Origin of the sequence: Streptomyces vastus (genome assembly GCF_039532825.1) — a bacterium.
Taxonomy (GTDB): domain Bacteria; phylum Actinomycetota; class Actinomycetes; order Streptomycetales; family Streptomycetaceae; genus Streptomyces; species Streptomyces vastus.
In genome coordinates this window covers 15,644-39,279 of record NZ_BAAASJ010000113.1, presented here as the reverse complement: position 1 = coordinate 39,279, position 23,636 = coordinate 15,644, and the positions used below count along the sequence as shown (strand labels likewise).

The 23,636-nt window shown below is 69.6% G+C and carries 19 protein-coding genes and 2 pseudogenes; 13 read left to right on the top strand and 8 right to left on the bottom strand.

Annotated elements, in window-relative coordinates; all coding sequences use genetic code 11:
• Positions 1 to 32: 32 nt before the first annotated feature.
• The 4 genes from ABD357_RS34945 to ABD357_RS34930 all read right to left on the bottom strand — a co-directional run bounded on the left by ABD357_RS34945 (position 33) and on the right by ABD357_RS34930 (position 5,337).
• The gene (locus tag ABD357_RS34945; protein WP_344395257.1) at positions 33 to 746 is read right to left on the bottom strand and encodes an ABC transporter ATP-binding protein; all 714 of its coding nucleotides are present in this window, start codon (positions 744 to 746) and stop codon (positions 33 to 35) included.
• Positions 743 to 1,558, bottom strand: a complete 816-nt coding sequence (locus ABD357_RS34940) for an ABC transporter ATP-binding protein (protein WP_344395256.1) — start codon at positions 1,556 to 1,558, stop codon at positions 743 to 745. The genes ABD357_RS34945 and ABD357_RS34940 overlap by 4 nt, the downstream gene beginning before the upstream one ends.
• A gap of 310 nt (positions 1,559 to 1,868) precedes the next feature.
• The gene (locus ABD357_RS34935) at positions 1,869 to 3,905 is read right to left on the bottom strand and encodes a branched-chain amino acid ABC transporter permease (RefSeq protein WP_344395255.1); all 2,037 of its coding nucleotides are present in this window, start codon (positions 3,903 to 3,905) and stop codon (positions 1,869 to 1,871) included.
• 118 nt (positions 3,906 to 4,023) lie between these two features.
• Positions 4,024 to 5,337, bottom strand: coding sequence for an ABC transporter substrate-binding protein (locus tag ABD357_RS34930; protein ID WP_344395254.1), 1,314 nt, complete (start codon positions 5,335 to 5,337; stop codon positions 4,024 to 4,026).
• Between the two features lie 262 nt (positions 5,338 to 5,599).
• On the opposite strand from ABD357_RS34930, the gene ABD357_RS34925 reads away from it, so the two are divergent.
• Together ABD357_RS34925 and ABD357_RS44930 are read left to right on the top strand one after the other, a co-directional pair.
• Positions 5,600 to 6,349, top strand: a complete 750-nt coding sequence (locus ABD357_RS34925) for a hypothetical protein (RefSeq protein WP_344395253.1) — start codon at positions 5,600 to 5,602, stop codon at positions 6,347 to 6,349.
• Between the two features lie 477 nt (positions 6,350 to 6,826).
• Positions 6,827 to 7,195, top strand: a pseudogene (locus tag ABD357_RS44930) (molybdopterin cofactor-binding domain-containing protein); the annotation flags it as partial.
• A 163-nt stretch (positions 7,196 to 7,358) separates the two neighbouring features.
• On the opposite strand, the pseudogene ABD357_RS34915 reads toward ABD357_RS44930, so the two are convergent.
• Positions 7,359 to 7,430, bottom strand: a pseudogene (locus tag ABD357_RS34915) (hypothetical protein); the annotation flags it as partial.
• Positions 7,431 to 7,457: 27 nt separating this feature from the next.
• The gene (locus ABD357_RS34910) at positions 7,458 to 7,775 is read right to left on the bottom strand and encodes an integrase (RefSeq protein ID WP_344395252.1); all 318 of its coding nucleotides are present in this window, start codon (positions 7,773 to 7,775) and stop codon (positions 7,458 to 7,460) included.
• 695 nt (positions 7,776 to 8,470) lie between these two features.
• On the opposite strand from ABD357_RS34910, the gene ABD357_RS34905 reads away from it, so the two are divergent.
• From ABD357_RS34905 to ABD357_RS34890, 4 genes are all read left to right on the top strand, one after another.
• Complete coding sequence (locus ABD357_RS34905; protein ID WP_425585141.1) at positions 8,471 to 9,466, top strand: lytic polysaccharide monooxygenase auxiliary activity family 9 protein; 996 nt, start codon at positions 8,471 to 8,473, stop codon at positions 9,464 to 9,466.
• Between the two features lie 287 nt (positions 9,467 to 9,753).
• A complete protein-coding gene (locus ABD357_RS34900; protein ID WP_344395251.1) occupies positions 9,754 to 11,289 on the top strand; it encodes a PQQ-dependent sugar dehydrogenase in 1,536 nt (511 codons plus the stop codon).
• Between the two features lie 103 nt (positions 11,290 to 11,392).
• On the top strand, positions 11,393 to 12,859 hold the full coding sequence (locus ABD357_RS34895) for a xanthine dehydrogenase family protein molybdopterin-binding subunit (protein ID WP_344395250.1): 1,467 nt from the start codon (positions 11,393 to 11,395) through the stop codon (positions 12,857 to 12,859).
• Between the two features lie 22 nt (positions 12,860 to 12,881).
• Positions 12,882 to 13,337 (top strand): (2Fe-2S)-binding protein, encoded by a 456-nt coding sequence (locus ABD357_RS34890; RefSeq protein ID WP_344395249.1) that lies wholly within the window; start codon positions 12,882 to 12,884, stop codon positions 13,335 to 13,337.
• A gap of 118 nt (positions 13,338 to 13,455) precedes the next feature.
• Here ABD357_RS34890 and ABD357_RS34885 read toward each other — a convergent pair whose 3' ends face one another.
• Positions 13,456 to 13,746, bottom strand: coding sequence for a hypothetical protein (locus ABD357_RS34885; protein ID WP_344395248.1), 291 nt, complete (start codon positions 13,744 to 13,746; stop codon positions 13,456 to 13,458).
• Positions 13,743 to 14,417 carry a glycoside hydrolase family 11 protein gene (locus tag ABD357_RS34880; RefSeq protein ID WP_344395247.1) on the bottom strand — a complete coding sequence of 225 codons (675 nt, stop codon included), beginning with the start codon at positions 14,415 to 14,417 and terminating at the stop codon, positions 13,743 to 13,745. The genes ABD357_RS34885 and ABD357_RS34880 overlap by 4 nt, the downstream gene beginning before the upstream one ends.
• A gap of 712 nt (positions 14,418 to 15,129) precedes the next feature.
• Here ABD357_RS34880 and ABD357_RS34875 point away from each other — a divergent pair.
• From ABD357_RS34875 to ABD357_RS34845, 7 genes are all read left to right on the top strand, one after another.
• Positions 15,130 to 16,152 (top strand): LacI family DNA-binding transcriptional regulator, encoded by a 1,023-nt coding sequence (locus ABD357_RS34875; protein ID WP_344395246.1) that lies wholly within the window; start codon positions 15,130 to 15,132, stop codon positions 16,150 to 16,152.
• Between the two features lie 75 nt (positions 16,153 to 16,227).
• On the top strand, positions 16,228 to 17,910 hold the full coding sequence (locus ABD357_RS34870; protein WP_344395245.1) for an ABC transporter substrate-binding protein: 1,683 nt from the start codon (positions 16,228 to 16,230) through the stop codon (positions 17,908 to 17,910).
• 97 nt (positions 17,911 to 18,007) lie between these two features.
• The gene (locus ABD357_RS34865) at positions 18,008 to 18,985 is read left to right on the top strand and encodes an ABC transporter permease (protein WP_344395244.1); all 978 of its coding nucleotides are present in this window, start codon (positions 18,008 to 18,010) and stop codon (positions 18,983 to 18,985) included.
• Positions 18,986 to 18,998: 13 nt separating this feature from the next.
• Positions 18,999 to 19,919: an ABC transporter permease gene (locus tag ABD357_RS34860; protein WP_344395243.1), complete on the top strand. Its 921-nt coding sequence runs from the start codon at positions 18,999 to 19,001 to the stop codon at positions 19,917 to 19,919.
• A 3-nt stretch (positions 19,920 to 19,922) separates the two neighbouring features.
• Positions 19,923 to 20,891 carry an ABC transporter ATP-binding protein gene (locus ABD357_RS34855; RefSeq protein WP_344395242.1) on the top strand — a complete coding sequence of 323 codons (969 nt, stop codon included), beginning with the start codon at positions 19,923 to 19,925 and terminating at the stop codon, positions 20,889 to 20,891.
• Positions 20,888 to 21,958: an ATP-binding cassette domain-containing protein gene (locus ABD357_RS34850; protein WP_344395241.1), complete on the top strand. Its 1,071-nt coding sequence runs from the start codon at positions 20,888 to 20,890 to the stop codon at positions 21,956 to 21,958. The genes ABD357_RS34855 and ABD357_RS34850 overlap by 4 nt, the downstream gene beginning before the upstream one ends.
• Positions 21,955 to 23,478, top strand: coding sequence for a glycoside hydrolase family 32 protein (locus tag ABD357_RS34845; protein WP_344395240.1), 1,524 nt, complete (start codon positions 21,955 to 21,957; stop codon positions 23,476 to 23,478). Before ABD357_RS34850 ends, ABD357_RS34845 begins: the two co-directional genes overlap by 4 nt.
• The last annotated feature ends 158 nt before the right edge of the window (positions 23,479 to 23,636 follow it).

The following is a 23,636-nucleotide window of genomic DNA, read 5'->3' as shown; positions in this document are numbered from 1 at the left end:
TGGTGTACGGCGGTTGTGGTCGCCCGGCCGGGTCAGGCGTGCTGCTCTCCGAGGTAGCCGGCGATGATCCGGGACTGGTCGGCCCTCAGTTCCTGGGCCGTGGCGTGCGCGGTGATCTCGCCGTGGGAGAGGACGTAGCCGCGGTCGGCCATGTCGAGGGCGAGGCCGACGTGCTGTTCGACGAGCAGCACCCCGCAGCCGGTGTCGTCGGCATAGCGCCTGACTATGGGCAGCAGCTCCTCGACGATGATGGGTGCCAGGCCGAGGCTGAGCTCGTCGAGCAGGAGCAGCTTGGGGCCGCGGGCCAGGGCTCGTCCCATGGCGAGCATCTGCTGCTCGCCGCCGGAGAGCAGTCCCGCCTTGCGGTCCTGGAGGCGGGACAGGGCGGGGAAGTAACGTTGGGCGGCCGCCTGGTCGAGGCGCTCGCCCCGGTGACCGAGGCGCAGGTGTTCCGCCACCGTGAGGCCGGAGAAGATGCCTCGTCCTTCCGGGACGTGGGCGATGCCGAGGCGGGCGCGGCTCGCTGCCGGGATCCTGCCGAGGTCCGTTCCGTTGAAGGTGATCGTGCCGGCAAGGGGGCGCAGCAGCGCGGAGACGGCCTTGAGCGTGGTGGTCTTTCCCGCTCCGTTGGCCCCGAGGAGGGCGACGACCTCTCCCGCGCCCACTTCGAGATCGATCCCGCGGATGACAGGGGCTCCGTCGTATCCGGCAGTGAGGCCGGCCACCTCCAGGACTGGGGTGCTCATGGTGTCTCCGGTGTGCTGGTGAGGGTCTTGGCGGAGCCACCGGTCGAAGTGTCGGACGTGGTGGCGGGCTGGGCGGTGGATGCCCCGAGGTAGGCGGCGATGACGGCGGGGTCGGTTCGGACCTGTGCCGGTGTCCCGGAGGCGATCACCTTGCCGAACTCCAGGACGACGACGTGGTCGCAGATGCCCATCACGAGGCTCATGTCGTGGTCGATGAGGAGTAGCGCGGTGCCGGCGTCAGCGACCGTGCGCAGTCTGCGTCCGAGTTCGGCGCTCTCCGTTGTGTCCAGGCCGGCCGCGGGTTCGTCGAGACAGATGATGCGGGGCCGGGCGGCCAAGGCCCGTGCCACACCGACGAGTTTGCGTCTGCCCTGGGACAGTTCGTGTGCCGAGGCGTCGGCCAGGTCATCGAGTCCCAGGGCCGTAAGGGCCTGAGGGACAGCGGGGTTCGGGGACGGGCGGCGGCCGAAGGTCTCGCCGAGCGCGGTCCACCACGTGGAAGGGTCCGCCGTGACCTGGAGGTTCTCCGCGACCGTGAGGTCTTCGAAGAGTTCGCTGCTCTGGAAGGTGCGGGCGAGTCCTCGGCGGGCTCGTGCATGGGGCGGCCGTCCGGTCAGGTCCTTGCCATCCAGTTCCACCCTTCCCCGGGCGGCGACGAGGCCGGTGACCGCGTCCACGAAGGTGGTCTTGCCGGCCCCGTTGGGGCCGATGAGCCCCACGAGTTGGCCCTCGCCGACCTCCAGGGAGACATCGCTGAGTGCGTGGACGCCGCCGTAGCTGACGCCCAACTGCTGGACAGAGAGCACGTTCACCTGGTCTCCTTCGAGGATGCCCCCGCCTTCAGGCGGGGGAGGAATCGAACTCCTGCGGAGCAGGGCAGGGAAGGGGATTTCGCCTCCAGGGCGAAAGGCCGCCACGCGATCGGGTAGGGTGCCTGTCGTGCGTTGCGAGAACCAAGCGCGCATACCGTGCCGATCGGGAACCAATACGGCACTGCCGAGCTTTGCTCAACAAACCGGGCAGGTTCCGTCCCGGCTGGTGTTGAGGGAGTAAGACCTTTCAGGCCGTTGGTCTGTGGGGCTTCCTGAGCCAGGAATCCCCCTGCTTTAGCTTGGGGAGGGTTCAAGGTGCGACCTCCTTGGTGTCGGCAGCGGTACGGCCGAGACGGATCTCTGGGGAGCCGACGGCGGATGCGCTGTCGGTCGGTGGTCCCGTCGCGGCCGCAGCGCGTTCCGCCCTCTTCGCCCTCTTCGCCGTCCTCCGGCGGTGGGCGGCGCCCGCGATGCCGTCGGGGTTGGCGATCAGCGTCACGATCAGGGAGACGCCGCCGAAGAGCAGGGCCCAGGTCCCCTTGATCCCGAACCACTTGTCCAGCGCGTGGGGCAGCAGCGCCTCGGTGGACATCAGTCCCGCGATCACGGCTCCGGACACCATGGTGATGCCGCCGATGTAGGCGAAACCGATCAGGCCGAGGGCGGCCAGCGCGGTGAACCGGGCGGCGCTGACCGAGCCGAAGTTGTAGCCGTAGAGGGTGCCGGCGGCGCTGGCGATGAAGGAACTGATCGCGAACGCGGCGATCTTCACGGCCCGCACGTCGACACCGGCTGCTGCGGCGGCGCGCTCGTTGGAGCGGACGGCGAGCATCCGCCGGCCGAGTCCGGTGCGCCTGAGATGGGCGACGTACAGTCCGAGGGCGACGGTGACGGCCAGGACGAGGAAGCCGAACATGGGGCTGGGTTCGTTGCCGTCCAGGCCGCGGAAGTCCGCTTTCGGTCCGAGGTCGATCCCGAACAGGCGCGGCGGGGGTACGGACACTCCGGCCGTTCCGCCGAACGAGGTGTTGTTGAACAGTGCCTGTTCCATGGCCAGGGCCGCGGCCAGGGTGACGACGGCCAGGCTCACGCCCCGCACCCGCAGGGCGGAGACGCCCGCGGCCACTCCGAGCAGTGTGGCCAGCACCATCGAGCCGAGGGCGGAGAACGGGAACGGGATCCCCAACCGGACCGAGAGGTGGGAGAGGACGAAGCCCGCGGTTCCGGAGAGCGCGAGCTGCATCACGGAGATCTGTCCCACGTAGCCGGTGATGACGACGTAGGACAGGACGATGACCATGCCGATCAACGAGTTCGTGAGTGCCTGGCGGAAGTCGAACGGGAGCACTATCAGTGCGGCGGCGGCGACCGCGGTGGCCATCAGGGCGGGACGCAGCAGCCGCTCGGGCAGGGGCACCGCGGGCAGCCGCTGTTCGACGAGTTCACCGCGGCGCGGCAGACCGGCGCCGCGCACGTACAGGGCGACGACCATCAGGGCGAAGACGAGGAGCTGCTGGAGGCCGGGCATGGCGTTGCCGTTGTCGGTCGGGAACCAGCTCTGCGTGGACAGGTAGTACACGATCGACTGGAGCACTCCGATGAGGATGCCCGTGGTGCAGGCGATCCACAGCGAGGTGAACCCGGCGAAGAGGGCGGCGGCCAGGGCCGGGACCACCTGCAGGGGGAGCGTCATGGAGTCGACCTGGACGATGGGCGCGGCCAGGACACCGAGCAGCCCGGCGACCAGGGCGGCCAGGAGTGTGTTGGCCATCGAGACGCTGTTGGGTGACAGGCCTGCCAGAAGAGCGGCCTGTTCGTTCTCCGAGGCCGCGCGGGTGGCCAGGCCGAAGCGGCTCCACCGGTACAGGGCCCCGAGGGCCAGGGCGATCACGACGACCAGTCCGGCCAGGACGAAGCGGTCGGAGGGTGTGGTGACGCCCAGCATGGTGACGGTGTCGGCCGGGAGGATGCTCGGTGCCTGCTGCGGCTGAACCCCGAAGACCAGGAGCACGGTGGCCTGCAGGGTGAGCAGGATGCCGAGGGAGGCCGCGAGTTTGGCCAGGGGCGAGACGGTGCGCAGCGGCTTGAAGACCGCCACCTCCGTGAGCACTCCGACGGCGAGCGCGACCGCGAGGGCCCCGGCGAGAGCGGGCCCGACGGGCAGCGTGAACCCGAAGAAACCGGTGGTCAGGGCCCAGAAGGCATAGGCCGAGGCCATGGCGACGGCGCCGGTGGACAGGTTGATGATGCCCGAGCCCCGGTAGGTGACCACGACGCCGAGCGCGATGCCGGCGATCAGTGCCCCCTGGCCGAGGCCGAGCACGGCGAAGAGCAGGATCTGTTCCAATTCATGACTCCTGTCATGAGTCCGCGAGTCCGCGAGTCCGCGAGTACGCGAGTCCGCATCGCTGAGGCTGCGGCCCGCGAGGGCGTGCAGCCTCAGCGGCGGCGGGGGCGGGCGGGGCTCACTGGGGCGGGCGGATCCAGTCGGTCAGGGGCTTGAACTGGCCCTTGCCTTCGTACTGGTAGAACCTCGCCTGGTCGTTGCAGACGGCGGGGGCGTCCGGGTACTTGCGGCACTTGACCTCGGCGGCGCCCATGACGACCGGCCCGGTGAACTTCTTGAGTTGCTGACTCACCGACGCGGGGGTGATCTTGTCCGGGCCGACGGTGTTGAGCACCTTCGCGTACGTCAGGACTGTGCTCCAGCCCAGCGGCGCGAAGACCTTGGACTGGTCGTCCTCGTCCAGCCGCGCCTGCGCCGAGGCCTTCAGGAACGCCTTGGAGTCGGCGGCCGAGGAGTCGATCGGCAGCGTCTGGGCGACGCCGTACGTCCAGGTGGGCAGGTCCCCTCCGAGCCCCTGGGCGACATCGGGGGACATGCACAGCGGCGTGGAGACCACGGGTTTGGTGACATTGAGCTGCTTCAGTGCCTTGGCAATCCCGACGCATCCGCCACCGAGGGAGATGGGCACCACGACATCGGCGGTGTTCGCCCCTGCGGCGGTGACCGGGCCGATCAGATCGGTGGACTGCGCGTCGAATCCGACGGACTTCACCTTCAGGCCGGCGGCTTTGAGGCCCTTCACCGCTGCCCCGGAGGCGATTTTGTCGCCGGGCGTGCTCGTGTGGATCACCGCCGCGGTCTTCGCCTTCAGCACGTCACGGGCGTACGTGCCCCAGGTACCGAAGATGTGCGGCAGGTCGCCGAAGGTGCTGAAGGTGTTCTTCGCGGTGGGCATGGTCGGGCCCGTCGCCACTCCGACCAGCACGGGCTTCTTCCCCGCGATCACGGAGTTGAAGGAGGCGTCGCCGAGGTAGAGGTTGCCGACACCGATGGCGGAGACCGTCTTGTCGCCGAGCAGTTGCTGGCCGCATTTTTGTCCCTCCTCCTCGGCGGACACCACCGTGCAGACGTTCAGTTTCAGCGGGTGCCCGCCGATACCGCCCAAGCTGTCGTTGACGTACCTCACGGCGGCACGGGCACCCAGGGTGGCTTCGGGGCTGCCGCCGGGGCCGCCCTCGACGTTCACCCAACCCAGGGTGACAGGTTCGAGGCCGGCGTCGGCCTTGCCCGCCTTTCCGCCGACGTAGCTGAGGTAGTCGGTCACGACGTCACTCACCGGGCGGGAGTCGGCACTCGCGGAGGAGGCACCCCCGGAGGCGCCGGTCGATGAGGGTGCGTTGGTGCCCGATCCGCTGCATGCGGCGACGCCCAGCAGGGGCGCCATGGCGGCGGAGACGAGGCCGAGTCTTAGGGGGCGTGAGGTTGCGGGCATGCGGGATCCTCCAGGATCGGAAAACGGCAGGGCGATGCCCGGCACGGCATGCGGGGAGAGCACGGAAGGTAGAAGGAAGGCAGGAGGGCGCACCGGGGTGACCGGTGCCTCGGACCAGCCCGAGGAACTTCGAAAGGCCAGGTGATCGGCGCTTTCGCGTTTCGTAACTTTCTTACGGATCGGGAATCTAGGTGTACGATTGCGCTCTGTCAACGCCCCGGTTCACACCGAATTAACGATCATGCAATGGGAGGGGAAGGACATGACGGCGGACGCCGTGAGACGCAGGCTCCCTCGGCGCTCACCCGAAGAGACCCGGGCCCTCATGCTGGAAGCGGCCACCAAACTCGTCTGCGCCGGCGCCTCCGACACGAGCGAGGCGGCCGTCTCCGCAGCCCTTGCGCATATCCGCGTCAAGCGGGTCACCGAGGAAGCCACCCGCATCATGCGGGAGAGACTGGGCGACGACACGGCACCGGCGATCACGACCGGATCCATCTACCAGATCTGGCCCGCGCAGGCCGACTTCCAGGCAGATCTCCTCTTCCACCTCACCAGCCGACAGGCCGAACTCGTCCCGGGGCTGCCGGAGAGCATCCGCCGTTTCAAGGAGGCGGTCGACAGCGGCACGACCTGGCAGGAGGCTCTCAACGACGTCCTGACGGACAACCACGAGAACCACCGCGTGGACCCGATCTACCGCGTGCTGCTCGGCTTCTACGCCAGCGCCGCCAACCCACGCGTCCGCGACGCCCTGGGGCACTACGGCGAGTCGTTCACCGAGGTCGCCTGCGAGGCGTACCAGGCGTTGCTCGACGCCTACGGGCTACGCATGCGCGCGCCCTACAAGGTCGAACACCTCGCCACCACCATTGCCGCCCTGCTCGACGGCTTCCACATGCGCTGGATCGCCGGACACCTCAACCTGGAGGACCCGGAAGGAGAGGACCGCTGGTCCCTCGCCACCCGCGCCGCCGTGATGGTGTTCGACCAGTTCACCGAACCGGCGTAGGTGGTTCGCACGCCGGAGCCGATGGTCTGCGCGCCAACCTGCGCGACTTCCAGGCGAAGCTGCTGCTCGGGCGCAATGGCAACACGGGCACGGTTACTGTCAACCTCGACCGTCTCGACACCACCTCCGTGGTGAAGAACGGCCGGGCCCGCGTACGGCCTTGGAGCAGACGGCCAGGGAAGGCGGCGGTGAAGCTCCAGCGACCGCAGGGCGGAACACACCCAGGCGGCTTGGCTCCCGCAGGCAACCCCGAAGAGTACTGACCCCTCATACCAGTCGACCGTGGTGCTCGGAGAGGAGCGTCCGTTGGCCCGTCAGTGGTCTCGCCGGAAGTTCGTGGTCTACTCGCTCGCGGCATCCACGCTGACCGTAGCCGCGCCGCTCGGCTGTGACGCGGCGACGGCGGAACGCGCCGAGCCCACCGCGGCCACGACGCGCCGACCGTCCGACGTCCTGGTGACCGGCACCGACGGGGAGATGCTGATCCTCGAAGTCACCGAAGCCAACAAGGTCGTCGTACGACTGCCGCGCGTCGAGGTTGGCCAGGGCGTCACCACCGCGGTCGCCATGATGATCGCCGAGGAGCTGGATGCCCGGCTCGCCGACGTCGACATCCCGCTCGCCGACGCCCGTGCCGAGGGCAACCAGTTCACGGGCGGTTCGAGCTCGGTGAGTTCCCTGTACGGTCCGGCCCGTGCGCTGGCCGCCTTGGCGCGTGCCAAGCTGGTGACCGCGGCGGCCAGGCGCTGGAACCTTCCCGCGCGGTCCCTGCGCACCCGGAACACGAAGGTGATCGCACCGGACGGGCGTTCGGCCACCTTCGGTTCACTGACCGCGAGCGCCGCCCGGATCCGCCGGCCGGCCGTGTCGAGCAAACCCAAGCCCGCGTCCCGGCACCGGGTGATCGGGCGGCCTGTACGAACTCGCGCCAGGTCGGGGCGCCGCGGCTTCGTCTGGGTGCGGGGCCGAGGCCGGCGCTGCGCAGGATGCGTCGGATGGTGGAGGCGCCGACGCGGTGGCCCAGGCGCCGCAGCTCGCCCTGGATACGGGTTGAGCCCCAGGTCGGGTTCTCGCGGGCCAGGCGCAGGATCAGGGCGGTGAGTTCCTCTCAGATCGGCGGGCGGCCGGTCCGTGCGGGTTTCTGCTTCCACTTCCAGCGCAGTAGTCGCCGGCGCCAGGTGAGCAGGGTGCCGGGTGTGAACAGGCGGTGTCGGCGCAGCCGGGAGGGTAGGTGCCGGGCGAGGGCGGCGAGCACTGCGCGGTCCGGCCAGGTGAGGTGTGGCCGGACGCCGAGCTGGCGGCGCAGCACCGCGTTCTCGTGGTGCAGCGCGAGCAGCTCGGCGTCCTTGGTCTGCTGCGAGCGGGAGAGCAGCAGGAGCAGCCCGAGGAGTCGGAGGAAGGCCAGGTAGAGCATGCGCAGTGCCATGGGGTCCGAGCTTGTCGTGATCGCCCGGAGTCGCAAAGTGCCTGGTCAGATGCTGTACGTCACTTCTGGAACCCTACAGGGGTCCGCCGAGCAGGCTCGATGCTCCACTCTGGTCTCGATAGTTGGCGCCGTTTGGTCATCGTTGTTGGCACCTGCTCGGGTTGGTCGGCTGACCTGGCACGTCGTGGTCGCCGCCACGCTGGTGGCCGGGGTGGTGCGGCTGATCCTTTGCACCCGACACCGACTCCCGCCGTGGTGTGGATCTACACCGCCGTACTCGTCCTGATCGCGGTCGGCGGCCAGCGGCAAGGGCCCGCAAGCCACCGTGTACGGGACCTTCATACCCGCCACCCTCGCCTCGGCCGTCTACGGCGGCTTCCTCGCCCTGGTCTGGACCCACTCGTACTGTGCGCTCCCAGGAGGCAGGAAGCGTACGAGCCGGCCGCCTTCGGCAGGGGAGAAGAGGATGCGACGGGGGCATTCACGGATGTCCCGCTGGCCACTATGGTATGGGAGCGCTCCCATTCGCCTTACGGCGATCCGGTCCCGGACCGGCCGGGCGCCTTGGTGGGTGCGCGGCACTTCTACAGTCGGGCGGTTCGGCGGGCGAGTCGCCGCTCGGCCGACCTGACGTCTGCGCGCCGATGCCGGTCGGCTGCCCGCCGTGCCGCATCACCGCGGAGGAGATCCCCCACATGATCATCGGACACGTCGGCCGGAGCCGGAAGCGGCTCCGCTTCCACCGCTTATCCGCCCTGCTGGGAGCCGTGTTACTGGCCCTCGCCGTGGCCTCGCTGCCGTCCCCGGCGGCGGCGCACGGCGTCGCCATGGGGCCCGGCTCGCGCACGTATCTCTGCTACCTGGACCTGCTCCAGAACGAATCGACCCAGATGCCCTCCAACCCGGCCTGTCGCGCCGCCGTCCAGCAGGCCGGCACCACGCCGCTGTACAACTGGTTCGCCGTGCTGGACTCCAACGCCGGTGGCAGGAGTGTGGGCTACGTCCCTGACGGGAAGCTCTGCAGCGCCGGCGACAGGAGCCCGTACAACTTCTCCCCCTACAACGCGGCCCGCACAGACTGGCCGACGACGCACCTCACCTCGGGCTCGAGCATCCAGATCAACTACAGCAACTGGGCACACCACCCGGGCAGGTTCGAGGCGTACATCACCAACAACGGCTGGTCGCCCACCACTCCCCTGGCATGGGGTGACCTGACGCATCTGCAGACCGTCACCGACCCGCCGCAGACGAGTGGCCCGGGTAGCGTGGGCGGCCACTACTACTGGGACCTGCAGCTGCCGGCGCGGTCCGGTCCGCACATGCTCTTCATCCAGTGGATCCGTTCGGACAGCCAGGAGAACTTCTTCTCCTGCTCCGACGTCGTCTTCGACGGCGGTCAGGGCGAGGTCACGGGTCTGGGCGGTGGCCGGACGACGGCCGACGCGATCGCCGCGAAGGCGGCGGGGTCCAACGGCATCCAGGCAGCGGCGGCTCACACCGGGCACGGGGCGCATGCCGCCGCGGCGCCGGACGTGGACGCGGTGAACGCCGCCGGCGAGGCAACGAGCGGCTCGCCGCTCACCGCGCTGGCCGGCTCGCTGGCGGGAGCCGCGGTCCTGGTGGCCTGCGTCGCGGGTGCGGCGTTCCACCGCGGACGGCGCCGCCGGCAGGCCGACGCCCGACCGTGATCCCCATCCCCTTCGGGCCTGTCCGGTGGATCGTGTCGCAGCACCGGGTGCAGTACCCGCCGGTGCGGTCCCGCAAGGGGCCGTCGCTTACCGCGGCATGATCCGCCGGACAGGCCCTGACACCAGGCGCGGCCTCGAGGCGGCGAACGTCGCCGCCTCGAGGCCGCGCCACAGCGACGGTCGGCGGGTGCGCTCGCGCACCCGCCGGATGAAGCCCGCACTCACTCGACCGTGGAGCCGACTCCTTCCCGCCCGTGGGGCGGCTCTCCCTCGCCCGTGGAGCCGACATGCTGAAACGACGCTGGGCAATTCCCCTGCTGATCGCCTCATTGCTGTCCCTCTCGACCTTGCCGGCAGTCTCCGCCTCCCCGCTGGAGCCCCCGAGGCCCGCCGACGCCGGCGCGGAGTCGTCCGTACCGCTGCCGGAGATCGCCGCGCACACCACCCAGGTCGCCTCCGGCCTGAAGCGTCCCACCGCCATCGCCGCGCCGGACGACGGCTCGGGTCGGCTGTTCATCACCGAGAAGCGCGGCAGGGTGCGGGTGTACCACCCGGACACCGGCCTCGCGCAGACCCCGCTCATCGACATCACGGCCGCGGTGGACGAGTCGGGCAACGAGCGCGGGCTGCTCGGCATCACGACGGCGCCCGACTTCCCGGACAGCCGGGAACTGTATCTGGCGTACACCGCGCTGCCGGATGGAGCGGTGACCCTGGCCCGGTACGACCTTGACGACGCGAGCCTGGAGGTGCTGCTGTCCCAGGAACACGCCACGTACAGCAACCACAACGGCGGCCAGCTCGCCTTCGGCCCCGACGGCCACCTGTACTGGAGCATCGGCGACGGCGGCGGTTCCGGAGACCCCTTCGACTCCGGGCAGCGGGTGGACACCCTGCTGGGCAAGATCCTGCGCATCGACGTGAGCCGGAGCTGCGGGGACCTCGCGTACTGCGTGCCCGAGGACAATCCGTTCGCCGGCGTCGCGGGAGCCCGCCCGGAGATCTGGACCTACGGGCTGCGCAACCCCTGGCGGTTCTCCTTCGACCCCGCGGACGGCTCGCTGTGGATCGGCGACGTCGGTCAGGGCAGGTGGGAGGAGATCGACCGGCTGCGCCCCGCGGAGCAGCCCGGGGCAAACCTCGGCTGGTCCTGCCGCGAAGGGCTGGTGGTGTTCGACGAGGCCCAGTGCGGGGGCGGCGCCGAGCTCACCGATCCGGTCTTCACCTACTCACCGCGCACCGGCAGCTGCGCGGTCATCGGCGGGCAGGTGTACCGCGGCAAGCCGTTCGCGGACCTGGTCGGGGGCACGTACATCGCCACCGACTACTGCTCGTCCACCGTCTGGGCGCTGCGCGACGACGGCGCGGGCGGCTACCTCCAGGCCGAGATCGGGCAGACGCCGACCCAGGTCACGGCGTTCGGCGCCACGCCGGAGGGGGAGCTCTACGTCGTCAACGACCTGCCCGGTGGACTGCACCGGGTGTCGTTCGAGAGGGTCGCGCCGACCTGCCGGATCACCCAGACCGCGTACGCCTGGGGCGGCGGCCTGACCGCGAACCTCACCCTCACCAACACCGGCACCACACCCGTCTCCGGCTGGAAGCTCGTCTTCCCCCTCGCCCTGGGCCAGACGATCATCTCGGACTGGAACACCGACCTCGTCCAGAACGGCGACATGGTCACCGCGGCCAACGCCGCGTACAACGGCACGATCGCGCCGGGCGACAGCGTCGAGATCGGCTACCTGGCCAACCACACGGGCGACACCTCGGCCCCTGAGAGATTCACCCTCAACGGACACGCCTGCACCATCGGCGACTGACCCGGGCTCCGTTCGCCGGCCCTGGCCGCCGAACGGAGCACTAACCCGGATCGATGCCCTGGACATCGTCACCGGCAAGGCCGAGTACGCCGGGGACTTGGCGGTGGCCGGAGCCAAGCCGACCGTGATGGCCCGGCCGCCGACGCTCGGCGGGAAGCTCGTCTCGGTCGACTCCCGGGTCGCACGCGCGATGCCGGGCGTCCACGCCGTCGTCAAGGTCGCCGGTGGGGTCGCCGTGGTGGCGGAGTCTTTCCACCACGCCTTCAAGGCGAGGGACGCCCTGCGGATCACCTGGGCACCGGGGCCTCTCGTCTCGCTTTCCGATGCCGCGATCCGCTCGCGGCTGCAGGCCGCCGTCCCACAGCTCGGCAACCCGCCGCGCGGATCGGCGCAGACGGAGGGCGAGTTCGAGTTCGCCTTCGTCAGCCACGCCCCCATGGAGGTGCTGACCGCGGTGGCGGACGTTCGTGCGGGCCACGCCGAGATCTGGTTCTCCTCCCAGACGCCGATGGACGCGCGGGAGAGCATCGCCTCGGCAGTCGGGCTGCCCAAGGCGAAGGTGAAAGTTCACGTCATGCGAGGCGGCGGTTCCTTCGGTCGGCGGCTGAACTACGACGCCGCGATCGAGGCGGCGCTCATCTCGAAGGCGGCTCGCCGGCCGGTCAAGCTGATGTGGAGCCGCGCCGACGACATCCGGCACGGCCGGATGCGCCCGGCCAGCCACCACCGGATCCGGGCCAGCCACGCACGGGGCAGGGTGGTGGCGTTCACCCACGCGATGGCCTCGGTGAGCGAGTCGTACGAGGGTCAGGGCCTTTCCGCTCAGGGGTCCGCTCGGGACGGGGTGACGCCGGCCGTCGCGTCTGCTTCCGGCCCGCTGCCCAGCGACAGCGGCCTGTACAACTTCGGCCGTGTGTCCGGGATCTCGGGATCGGTCGAACTGGCGATGCCCCTCAGCGCCTGGCGGTCGGTGGACTCCGGGACGATGCGGACCGCGGAGGAGATCGTCGTCGACGAGGTCGCGAGGGGCCTGGGAAAGGACCCGATCGCCTTCCGGCGCACCACACTCAGGAACAAGGCCGTCAAAGCCGTACTCGACAAGGTCGCGGACGCCGGTGACTGGGGCCGGACCCTGCCGGAGGGCCAGGCACAGGGCGTCGCCGTCCATGAGGAGTACGGCTCCTGCGTGGCATGCCTGGTCGAAATCGACGCCACCGACCCGAAGAACCCCCGCGTGACCAAGGTGGTGATGGCGGCCGACGTCGGAACGGCCGTCAACCCGCGCGGTCTTGAGGCCCAGCTCATGGGCACCGCGATCGACGGCATCTCCACCGTCCTCCAGGCCGGTCTGCACATCGACCGGGGCGCCGTCCGCGAGAGCAGCTACGCCGACTTCCACTACGCCCGCCAGCGGCACGCCCCGTTGCGCTTCGAGGCACACATCATGCCCTCCTGGCGGGAACCGGGCGGGGCGGGCGAACTCGGCGTCCCGGCCGCGGCCGGCGCAGTCGCCAACGCCTATGCCCGGGCGACCGGGTCCAAGCCCCGCCGCTTCCCTCTCAACTTCTGACCCGACTTCCGAGAAGGTGCTGATGCCCTCCTACTCCTTCGTCCTCAACGGGAAGCCGGTCACTGTCGAGGCCCCGTCCGACATGCCAGTGCTGTGGGTCCTGCGGGACATGCTGAACGTCACGGGACCCAAGTACGGCTGCGGCGTGGGCGTCTGCCGTGCCTGTACGAGCCACCTCGACGGCGAGGAGTTCCAGCCCTGTGTCGTGCGGGTCGCGAACTGTGCGGACCGCGAGGTCACCACGATCGAAGGCCTGGCCGACGGCGACAAGCTGCACCCCGTGCAGCAGGCATGGCTCGACCGCGATGTCGCGCAGTGCGGCTTCTGCCAGCCGGGCCAGATCATGGCCGCGGCGGCCCTGCTGAAGAAGACGCCCCAACCGACGGACGCCGAAATCGACGACATCGAGAACGTCTGCCGCTGTGGTACTTACTCCCGGATCCGCGAAGCGATCAAGAAGGCCGCGGCGAACGGCTGACGGCCGGCCACGGGGGTCAGGGCGTCGTTTTCGGCGGTGTCATGGACTTGCTCCGCCGTGGGTGCCCCGGCACCCCGAGCCGACTGGTGCCCCTCTCAGGGCTCTCAGCCGCCTACCCTCACACTCCCGAGGCCCCGGCGCAGGCCATCACCCAGGTGCTGCACTCCGCCGCGCAGCCGGCCTGACACATCCGGCGGAGGCGCTGCCCCGAGTGCCGGACGCACGGCGTCCCGAGTACCGAGCGGAGGTTCTGTGTGTTGGAAGGGGCTGCATGACGCCGATGGTGCCGTAGGCGTCGGACGGCGGTGAGGGCTTGGGCTGTGGATTCCGTACTGGTGGCGGCCAGCGCCAGCGTGGCCAGGATCGTCGCCATGGGGCGTGCGGTCGGACGCAGTCGGGCGGTGCTCATGCCGCCACCGTGATGTTGGAGCTCCCGCTGCTCTGGTAACCCTCGGTCGCAAGGATCATGTAATACCTGAAGTCGCCGAGGCGCATTCCTGCGCGGGCCCAGGCGTCGAAGTGGTTGCCGGTGGTGATGGTGCCGCCCGTCCGCCTCGACTGCCGCACGCTCCAGTACTGGTTGAAGGTCCTGATGCCTTCGACGGACGGCGCGTTGTACCGCGTCGTCTGGTAGATGTCGTACGTGCCGCCGTCGCTGCTGACAGCGCCCTTGTACGTGCCCGTTGGCCGGTAGGTGCCCCAGTTGTCCACGACGTAGTACTCGACGAGCGGGTTCGACGTCCACCCGTAGAGGCACAGGTAGCCGTTGCCGGAGGGATTGAAGGTGCCCGAGTACCTCACGGTCCTGCGTGAGCCGTTGCTCCAGCCCTTGCCGGCGACGAAGTTCCCGGTGTTTCTCCAGCTCGTGCTGTAGTTGCCGCCGGAGTCCAGGGTCATGGAGACCGTGCCCTGCGCGTCGGTCCAGAACGAATAGTAGAAGCCGTTGTGGGTGCCGGTCTGGTTCGTGTTGATGACCGTGGCGGCCCGGGCGGTACCGGGTAGGGCCAACGCCGACGCGGCGCCCAACAGCATGGCGCAGGCGGCCCTGCGGGTCGTCGGGTGTGCGGGTACGAGGTTCATGCGAGGGCTCCTTCTCTCTTCTGGGGCCGGGAGGTGGGTCGCAGTGTTGGCCTGCTCTCGTCAAGTGTCAATAGTTTCGGTATCAGTTACGAAATGTTTCGAAGACTTCAAGCGTTTAATAGAGGGTTTTTGGTCGCCGAACAGAGGATGCTTGGGAGAAATCCTGAGGGCCTGGTCTTCGAATGTTTCGAAGGGTCTCCGGGCAGATCCGAGGTCACGACTGCAGCAGGGGTCAGACGCGGCGATTCGGCGTGGGGCGTGACCGGCAGGGCGACGAGCGGGAGGAACACGGGCCGCTCCGTCCGGTGCGTCTCGCGGGCGTAGGCCGCGAGAGCGGGCCCCCGGGGGTGATCCGGTGGCCCGGCTTGTCGCGTTCGGCGGTCAGTTTCCCGCCGTCGACCAGACACCTGACGTTGCCGGGCGGCCCGGGAAGTGCGCCGTCCGCCCGGTGGTCGCCGAGCAAACTCTGTGGGCTGCGGCGCACCCGATGGATCCGGCTGCCACGCCCCCGCATGGGTCTGGCCGGTATGGGTCGCCTCGCCTGCGTGCCGGCGAAGGGCGCCGGGCCGGTGGCCTGATGCAGCCCATGCAGAGGTATTGACATGCCACTCAAGACGGACGTAACTTCCCTGCCACACGGAAGTAACGCGCGTTATTAAAGCGCGAAACCGGAGGTGATGTCTCGCCTCCGTGCGGCCGAAGGGACCTGAAAGTGGCCACGAACAAGACGCGTCGCGTGACCATGAGCGACGTGGCACGCCGCGCGGGCGTCTCGCGGACCACGGTCTCCTTCGTCCTCAACGACAAGCCTGGTGCCGCCATCCCCGACGAGACCCGTCGGCGGATCCTGGAGGCGATCGACGAGCTGGGCTACCGGCCCAACGCCGGGGCGCGGGCGCTGGCCGCGAACCGCAGCGGGTGGTTCGGACTGATCACCGAGATCGTGACCGGTCCCTTCGCGGCGGAGGTGATCACGGGCGCGCAGAGCCGCGCCTGGGGCGATCGGAGGTTCCTGCTGATCGCCGCGAGCGAGGGCGACCCCGCCCAGGAGGCCGCCGCGCTCGACCAGATGCTGGAGCACCGCGTGGAAGGGCTGCTGTACGCCACGACCTGGCACCGGGCCGTCACGCTGCCGAAGGTCGCCCGTGAGGTGCCGACCGTGCTCGTCAACTGCTATGACGCGGAAGGGGAGTTGCCGTGCATCCTGCCCGACGAGGAGTCGGGCGGACACCGCGCCACCCGCCGGCTTCTCGACGCCGGTCACACCCGGATCGGGTTCATCAACCTCGACCCGGCGATCCCGGCCGCCATCGGCAGACGCGAGGGGTACGAACGTGCCCTGCGCGAGGCCGGGATCATTCCCGACCCCTCCCTCGTCATCCCCGGCTGGGCCACCGCCGACGGCGCCTACACCGCCGCCTGCGAACTGCTGGACCGTCCGGCCGCCGACCGGCCGACCGCGCTGTTCTGCGGAAACGACCGGATGGCGATGGGCGCGTACGACGCGATCAAGGAACGTGGACTGCGCATCCCGCACGACGTGGCCGTGGTGGGGTTCGACAACCAGGAACTCATCGCCGCCTACCTGCGGCCGAAACTGACGACGCTCGCCCTGCCCTTCGAGTCCATGGGCACCAAGGGCGTCGACATGCTCGCCGCTCTCGCAGCGGGGCAGCCGCTCGACACCCACCGGGTGACGATCGACTGCCCGCTGCTCGAACGCTCGTCGGTCTGACCGCTAATCAGCCCGCCGAGTAATCCCATCCCCGCCTTCGCCCTGTGTGTTGAAGAGAGGAAAAGAGTCTCCATTATGGCACCCTCCCGCATACCTTCACGGCGGCCACGGGCCGTCCTGAGAGCGGTCACCGCGACCGCCGCCGCAGCCCTCGTCCTGTCCGCCTGCACGGGTGGCCCGGGCACCTCCGGCGCCGGTGACACCTCCGGCAATCAGCTGCTCACCATCCCGCGCGAGGACCTGGCGACGTTCACGCGCAACTTCAACCCGCTCTCCCCGCAGGCCGCCCCCATGACCAAGGAGGCCGTCTACGAGCCGCTGGTGGTCCACAGCATGGCGGACTCCAAGGACACACCGTGGCTGGCCACCAAGTGGGAGCAGGCCAAGGACGGCAAGTCCCTCACGTTCACGCTGCGCGAGGGCGTGAAGTGGTCGGACGGCAAGCCGCTGACCGCCGACGACGTCGTGTACACCTTCGAGCTCCAGAAGAAGGTGCTGGGTGGCTACGACTACCTTGGCAAGGTCACCGCGGTCGACGCCCAGACGGTGAAGTTCTCCTTCAGCAAGCCCTTCTCGCCCGCCTTCTTCGAGATCGGCAGCCACTACATCCTGCCGAAGCACATCTGGTCCAAGGTGAAGGATCCGGCGAAGTTCACCAACCCGAATCCCATCGGCACCGGCCCGTACACCAAGGTCGAGAATTTCCAGAGCCAGTCGTACGAGCTGCGTAAGAACCCCGACTACTGGCAGCCCGCCAAGCAGCAGATCGCCGGAATCCAGATGCTCGCCTTCTCCGGCAACGACAGCGCCAACGTCGCCTTCACCAACGGCGAGGTGGACTGGACGCAGTCGTTCATACCGGACATCGAGAAGTCCTTCGTCGCGAAGAACAAGAAGCACAACCACTACTGGTTCCCGGCCACCGGCGCCGTGATCAACTGGCAGCTGAACACCACGAAGGCGCCCTTCGACGACCCGGCCGTACGCAAGGCGCTCAGCATGGCCGTCGACCGCGACCAGATCACCAAGGTCGCGATGAACGGCTACGCCGAACCCGCCGACTGCACGGGCCTGGCCCGCACGTACGACGACTGGCGCGACACCTCCCTCGCCGCTTCCTGCACCTGGACCAAGCACGACACCGACGCGGCGGCCAAGGCCCTCGACACGGCCGGCTACAAGGAGAGCGGCGGCAAGCGGAAGCTCAAGAACGGCAAGAACTTCACGCTCGACATCTCCGTCGGCTCCGCCTCCACCGACTGGATCTCGGTCGCCAACATCATCAAGCAGGACCTCGCGAAGGTCGGCATCACCGCCACCGTGAAGACGCCCGACTGGTCGGCCGTCCAGTCGTCGTACAACACCGGCACCTTCGACAGCGGCATCGTGTGGAGCAACAACGGCGCCACACCGTACGAGTACTACCGCGGCGTGATGTCGACCAAGATGTTGCAGCCGGTCGGCAAGCAGGCCACCGAGAACTACCACCGCTTCGGCGACAAGAAGGCCGACGAACTCATCGACGCCTTCGCCGCCGCCACGGACGAGAGTGCGCAGCGCGAGCAGATGAACGGCCTGCAGGAGCTGTACAACGAGGACGCTCCCGTCGTCCCGCTGTTCACCGGCCCCGAGTGGGGCGCGTACACGGACGCCCGCTTCACCGGCTGGCCGTCGGAGGACAACCCGTACGCCACCCTCGGCAACCGCAACGGCAGCACGATCCTCGTGCTCACCTCGCTGAAGCCCGTCAAGAGCTGACGCCGCACGCGCGGACCGGCGGCCGCCCTCCTCCCCGGACGGCCGCCCCCGCGCCCCGCTTCACCGTCCGCCCCCCCACTGACAGGGAGCACGACCCGTGCGTCTGATCCTGCGCAACCTGGGGTTCTATCTGCTCGCCTTCTGGGCCTCCATCACCCTGAACTTCGTTCTCCCGCGCTTCATGCCGGGCGACCCGGTCTCCCGGATGTTCGCGCAGGCCCAGGGCACGATGCAGCCCGACCAGATAGCCCAGTTGCGAAAACTCTTCGGCCTCGACGACCGCCCCCTCTGGGAGCAGTACGTCTCCTACGTCAAGAGCGTCTTCACCGGCGATCTCGGCATCTCCATCACCCGCTTCCCGACGCCGGTCTCCGACGTGATCGGCTCGCAGATCGGCTGGACCCTGCTGCTCGGCGGCACCGCGCTCGTCATCGCGGCCGTCGTCGGCAACCTGCTCGGCATCGTCGCCGCCTGGCGGCGCGGCGGCGCCCTCGACTCCGCCTTCCCGCCCTTGCTGATCTTCGTCGGCTCGTTCCCGTACTTCTGGCTGGCGATGGGCGCGCTGTACCTGTTCGGGGTGAGCCTGGGCTGGTTCCCGCTGCGGCACGCCTACGACGTCGGCCTGACTCCCGGTTTCAACGGCGAGTTCCTCTCCAACGTCGCCACCCACCTGGTGCTGCCCGCGCTGACCATCGTGCTGGTCTCCATCGGCGGCTGGATGCTCGGCATGCGCAACACCATGATCGCCACGACGGCCGAGGACTACATCACGATGGCCGAGGCGAAGGGGCTCCGCCCGTCGCGGATCATGTTGCGCTACGCCGCCCGCAACGCGCTGCTCCCCTCCGTCACCAACTTCGGCATGGCGCTCGGCTTCGTCGTCGGCGGCGCCCTGCTCACCGAGGTCGTGTTCGCCTACCCCGGCATCGGCTACCAGCTGCTGATGGCCGTCCAGGGCCTGGACTACCCGCTGATGCAGGGCATCTTCCTGACGATCACGGCGGCGGTGCTGCTCGCGAACTTCCTCGTCGACCTCGTCTACGTCCGCCTCGACCCGCGCGTCCGCGTCCGCTGAGGAGGCTGCCGACATGACCGCCATCGAAATCGCGACGGCCACCACGCCGACAGCCCCCGCGCGCCCTTCGCGCCGACGCGGACTGCTGCGCCAACTCATCGACAGTAAGAAGGCGTTGGCAGGGCTGGTAGTGCTCGTTCTCTTCGTGCTACTCGCCCTGCTCGCGCCCGTCCTGGCGCCGGGTGACCCGTCCCTCATCAACTCCGAGGGCAGCCAGGCCCCTTCGGCAGCACACTGGCTCGGTACGACAGCCAAGGGACAGGACGTGCTCGCCCTCACCCTGTGGGGCGCGCGCAGTTCCCTCTTCGTCGGGTTCACCGTGGGGCTCGCGGCGACCGGGGTCGCCATCGTCGTCGGCCTCGCGTCCGCCTACTTCGGCCGCATCGTGGACGACGCGCTGACCCTGGTCACCAACGTCTTCCTGCTGCTGCCCGGACTGCCGCTGCTGATCATCCTGGCCGCGTTCCTGCCGCCCGGGACCTCCACCGTCATCCTGGTGCTCGTCGTCACCGGCTGGGCGGGCTCCGCCCGGGTACTGCGCGCACAGGCCAAGTCGATCCGAGGCAAGGACTTCGTGGCCGCCGCGGCCGTCACCGGAGAGCGCCCGCTGCGGATCATGTTCCGCGAGATCCTGCCCAACATGGCGTCCGTGGTGATGACCACGCTGCTCGGCTGCGTGATCTTCGGCATCGGCGCCCAGGCCGGCCTGGAGTTCCTCGGCCTCGGCGACAGCAGCGTCGTCAGCTGGGGCACCAACCTGTACTGGGCCAGCAACGACGGGGCGCTGATGACCGGCACATGGTGGGCCTTCGTCCCCTCCGGACTGTGCATCGCCCTCGTCGCCTTCGCGCTCGCGCTGGTCAACTACGCGGTCGACGAGATCACCAACCCGAGGCTGCGCAACCGCCGTGCCCGCCGTGAGAGGAGGGGCTGAGCCATGGAACCCGTACTTGAGGTGAACGGCCTCCGCGTCGAATACCGCAGCGACGGACGCACCGTCGTGGGCGCCGACGACGTCTCCTTCTCCATCGGCGCCGGAGAGATCTTCGGCCTCGCCGGGGAGTCCGGCTGCGGCAAGTCGACCATCGCCAACGCGGTGATGCGGCTGCTGAAGCCCCCGGCGGAGATCACCGCGGGCAGCAGCATCCGCTTCCAGGGCCGGGACGTCCTCGCCCTGGACGGGCGGGAGCTGCGCGCCTTCCGGTGGCGGGAGATGGCCATGGTCTTCCAGTCGGCGATGAACTCCCTCAATCCCGTCCTCACCATCGGCGAGCAGATCGTCGACATCTTCACCACCCACGAGAAGCTGAAGAAGCGGGCCGCGCGGGAGAAGGCGGGCGAGCTGCTGGAGCTGGTGGGCATGGATCCCGGGCGGCTGAAGGCGTACCCGCACCAGCTGTCCGGCGGTATGCGCCAGCGCGTGGTCATCGCCATGGCCGTCGCGCTCCGCCCCCGGCTGCTGATCATGGACGAGCCGACCACCGCGCTCGACGTGGTCGTGCAGCAGGAGATCATGGCGCAGATCCGTGACCTCCAGCGGGAACTGGGCTTCTCCATCCTCTTCATCACCCACGACATGTCCCTGATGGTCGAGCTGTCGGACCGCATGGGCGTGATGTACGGCGGACGGATCGTCGAACTCGCCGACGCCAAGGACCTGTTCGCGGGGCCCCTCCACCCGTACACCGAGGCGCTGATGAACGCCTTCCCGCCGCTGACCGGCCCGCGCCGCCAGCTCACCGGCCTCTTCGACGCCCCGCGCACCGCCGTCAGTTGCGGCTTCCACGTCCGCTGTCCCGAAGACCGCTCGGACTGCTCCATGAACATCCCCGACCTGCGCGAGGTCGCGCCCGGCCGCTGGGTGGCCCGCAGTGTGGCCCGCAGTCCGGAAGGAGCCTCCCGATGACCGCACCGACCGCATCGACCGAACCCCTGCTCTCCGTACGCGGCCTGACCAAGGACTTCCAGGTCGGCACCGTCTTCTCCCGGCGCCGCGTCCGTGCCGTCAACGACGTGTCCTTCGATCTCCCGGCCGGCCGGATCACCGCCCTGGTCGGCGAGTCCGGCAGCGGCAAGTCCACCATCGCCCGCTGCCTCGCCCGCCTCGAACAGCCCACCTCCGGTGAGGTGTTGCTGGACGGCGAGAATGTCCTGCGCACCGAGCGGCGCAGGGCGTCACGGACGTACCGCCACAAAGTCCAAATGGTCTTCCAGGACCCCTTCGGCTCGCTCAACCCCGTCCACCGCATCGAGCACTTCCTCACCCGCGCCCTCGTCCTGCACGGCCACCCCGCCACCCGCGAGGCGCTGTGCGAACTGATGACGACGGTCGGCCTGACCGAGGACATGCTGCAGTCCTACCCGCACGAACTCTCCGGCGGTCAGCGCCAGCGCGTCGCCATCGCCCGCGCGCTGGCAGTGGAGCCGCGCCTGATCCTCGCCGACGAACCGACCTCGATGCTGGACGTCTCCGTGCGCGTCGGCGTGCTCAACCTGATGCGGCGCCTGCGCGACGAGCGGGACATCGCCATGCTCTACATCACCCACGACCTGGGCTCCGCGCGCTACCTCGCGGACACCACCATGGTCATGTTCGCCGGCGAACTCGTCGAGGGCGGCGACGCGTTGGCGGTGATGGACGCCCCGGCGCACCCATACACACGGCTGTTGCTGTCCGCCGTACCCGACCCCGAGCGGGCCGGAAGCTACGACCCCGTCGAGCGCGCCAAGCTGCGCGAGGCCATCCTCAACCCCACGTCCTGCCCCTACGGCGAAGACGGCACATGCAGCCGCACCGAGCCCGTCCGCCACATCGTCGGCGAGGACGAGGGACAGCCCCACTGGGTGCGCTGCCATCTGCGCGCGCCCGCCTCCGACATCGCCCGCCGCGTCCTCAAGGCCACCGACCGGCCGGACGGCGAGGCCACCGACGACACCGACGCCACTGAGAAAGCGGAGACCACCGCCGCATGACCCACGACCTCACCCTCCCCTCCGGCACTCCCACCGCCGAGGGGCTGGCCGAGCGCGCCCGTCGCGACCCCCACCGCCCCCGCTTCCACTTCACCTCACCCGGCGGCTGGCTCAACGACCCCAACGGCCTGACCCACTGGAACGGCGTCTACCACCTCTTCTACCAGTACAACCCGCTCGCCGCCGCCCACCACCGCATCCACTGGGGCCACGCCACCAGCACCGACCTCGTCCACTGGACCGACGAACCGATCGCCCTCGTCCCCGGCACCGACGGCCCCGACCGCGACGGCTGCTGGTCCGGAGTCCTCGTCGACGACGGCGGAGTCCCCACGCTCGTCTACTCGGGCAGGCACGGAGACCGCGAACTCCCTTGCGTGGCAAGGGGATCGGCAGACCTGAGGTACTGGACCAAGGACCGGGCCAACCCGGTCATCACCGCCCCGCCCGAGGGTCTCGACACCACCGCCTTCCGCGACCACTGCGTATGGCGGGAAGACGGGGTCTGGCGCCAGCTGGTCGGCTCGGGCGTCCGGGGCGTCGGCGGAACGGCCTTCCTGTACGAGTCGGGCGACCTGCGCAACTGGCGGTACGTCGGCCCCCTGCTGACCGGCGACGCCTCGCAGAACCGGAGCGAGCCGGACTGGACCGGCACGCTGTGGGAGTGCGTCGACCTGTTCGGCATCGGCGACGGCGACAGCACGGACGTACTTGTCTTCTCCGCCTGGGACGAGGGCACCACCCACCACCCCCTGTACTGGACCGGCCGCTACCAGGGCGACACCTTCACCCCGACCGCCCTCCACCGCCTCGACTACGGCGGTCGCTACTTCTACGCCCCCCAGTCCACCCGCGACGAGCACGGCCGCCGCATCATGTTCGGCTGGCTCCAGGAGGGCCGGACGGACGAGGCGAACGCGCAGGCCGGCTGGTGCGGTGCGATGTCCGCGCCGAGGGTCGTCACGCTTGGCGCGGACGGCCGTCTGCACCAGGCCCCGGTGCCGGAACTGGCCGTGCTGCGGCGGGAGTGCGTGGAGGTGGCGCCGGGCCCGCTGACCGACCCGTACACCCCGCTGCACGCCGTGTGCGGGGACCAGCTGGACATCGAGACGACCCTGCGTCTCGCCCCCGGAGCGACCGCCCGGCTCGTGGTCCGCGAGACACCGGACGGTGCGGAGCGCACGGTCGTGGAGGTGAGCAGGGCGTACGTCGGAGCGCGCGGCACCCTCCGCCTGCACCGCGGGGCCAGCAGCCTCGATCCGACGGTCGACACCGAACCCCGGTACGGAGAGCTGCCGTTGGACGCCGACGGACGTGTGGACCTGCGAGTCCTCGTCGACCACTCCACACTGGAGATCTTCGCGAACGGGCATCCGCTGGCCGCCCGCATCTACCCCACCCGCCCCGACGAGGCCGTCGGCGTCGGCATCGGTGCCGACGGCGACGTGACCCTGGAGCGGTTCCACGCCTGGCAGATGGCGTCGGCCTTCACCGACGGACCCCGGCCGCTGTGGCCGTGACGGTCTTACACACGACCACGGCCCGGGGTGTGGACGTCCCACCGGGCCGTGGCCCACCCTCTTCCCCGCTCTCCCTCAGGAGCCGCCATGAGCGTGTCCCGCCGTACCCTCCTGCTTGCAGGAGGCACCATCGCCACCCTGCTGCCTCTCGGAGGCAT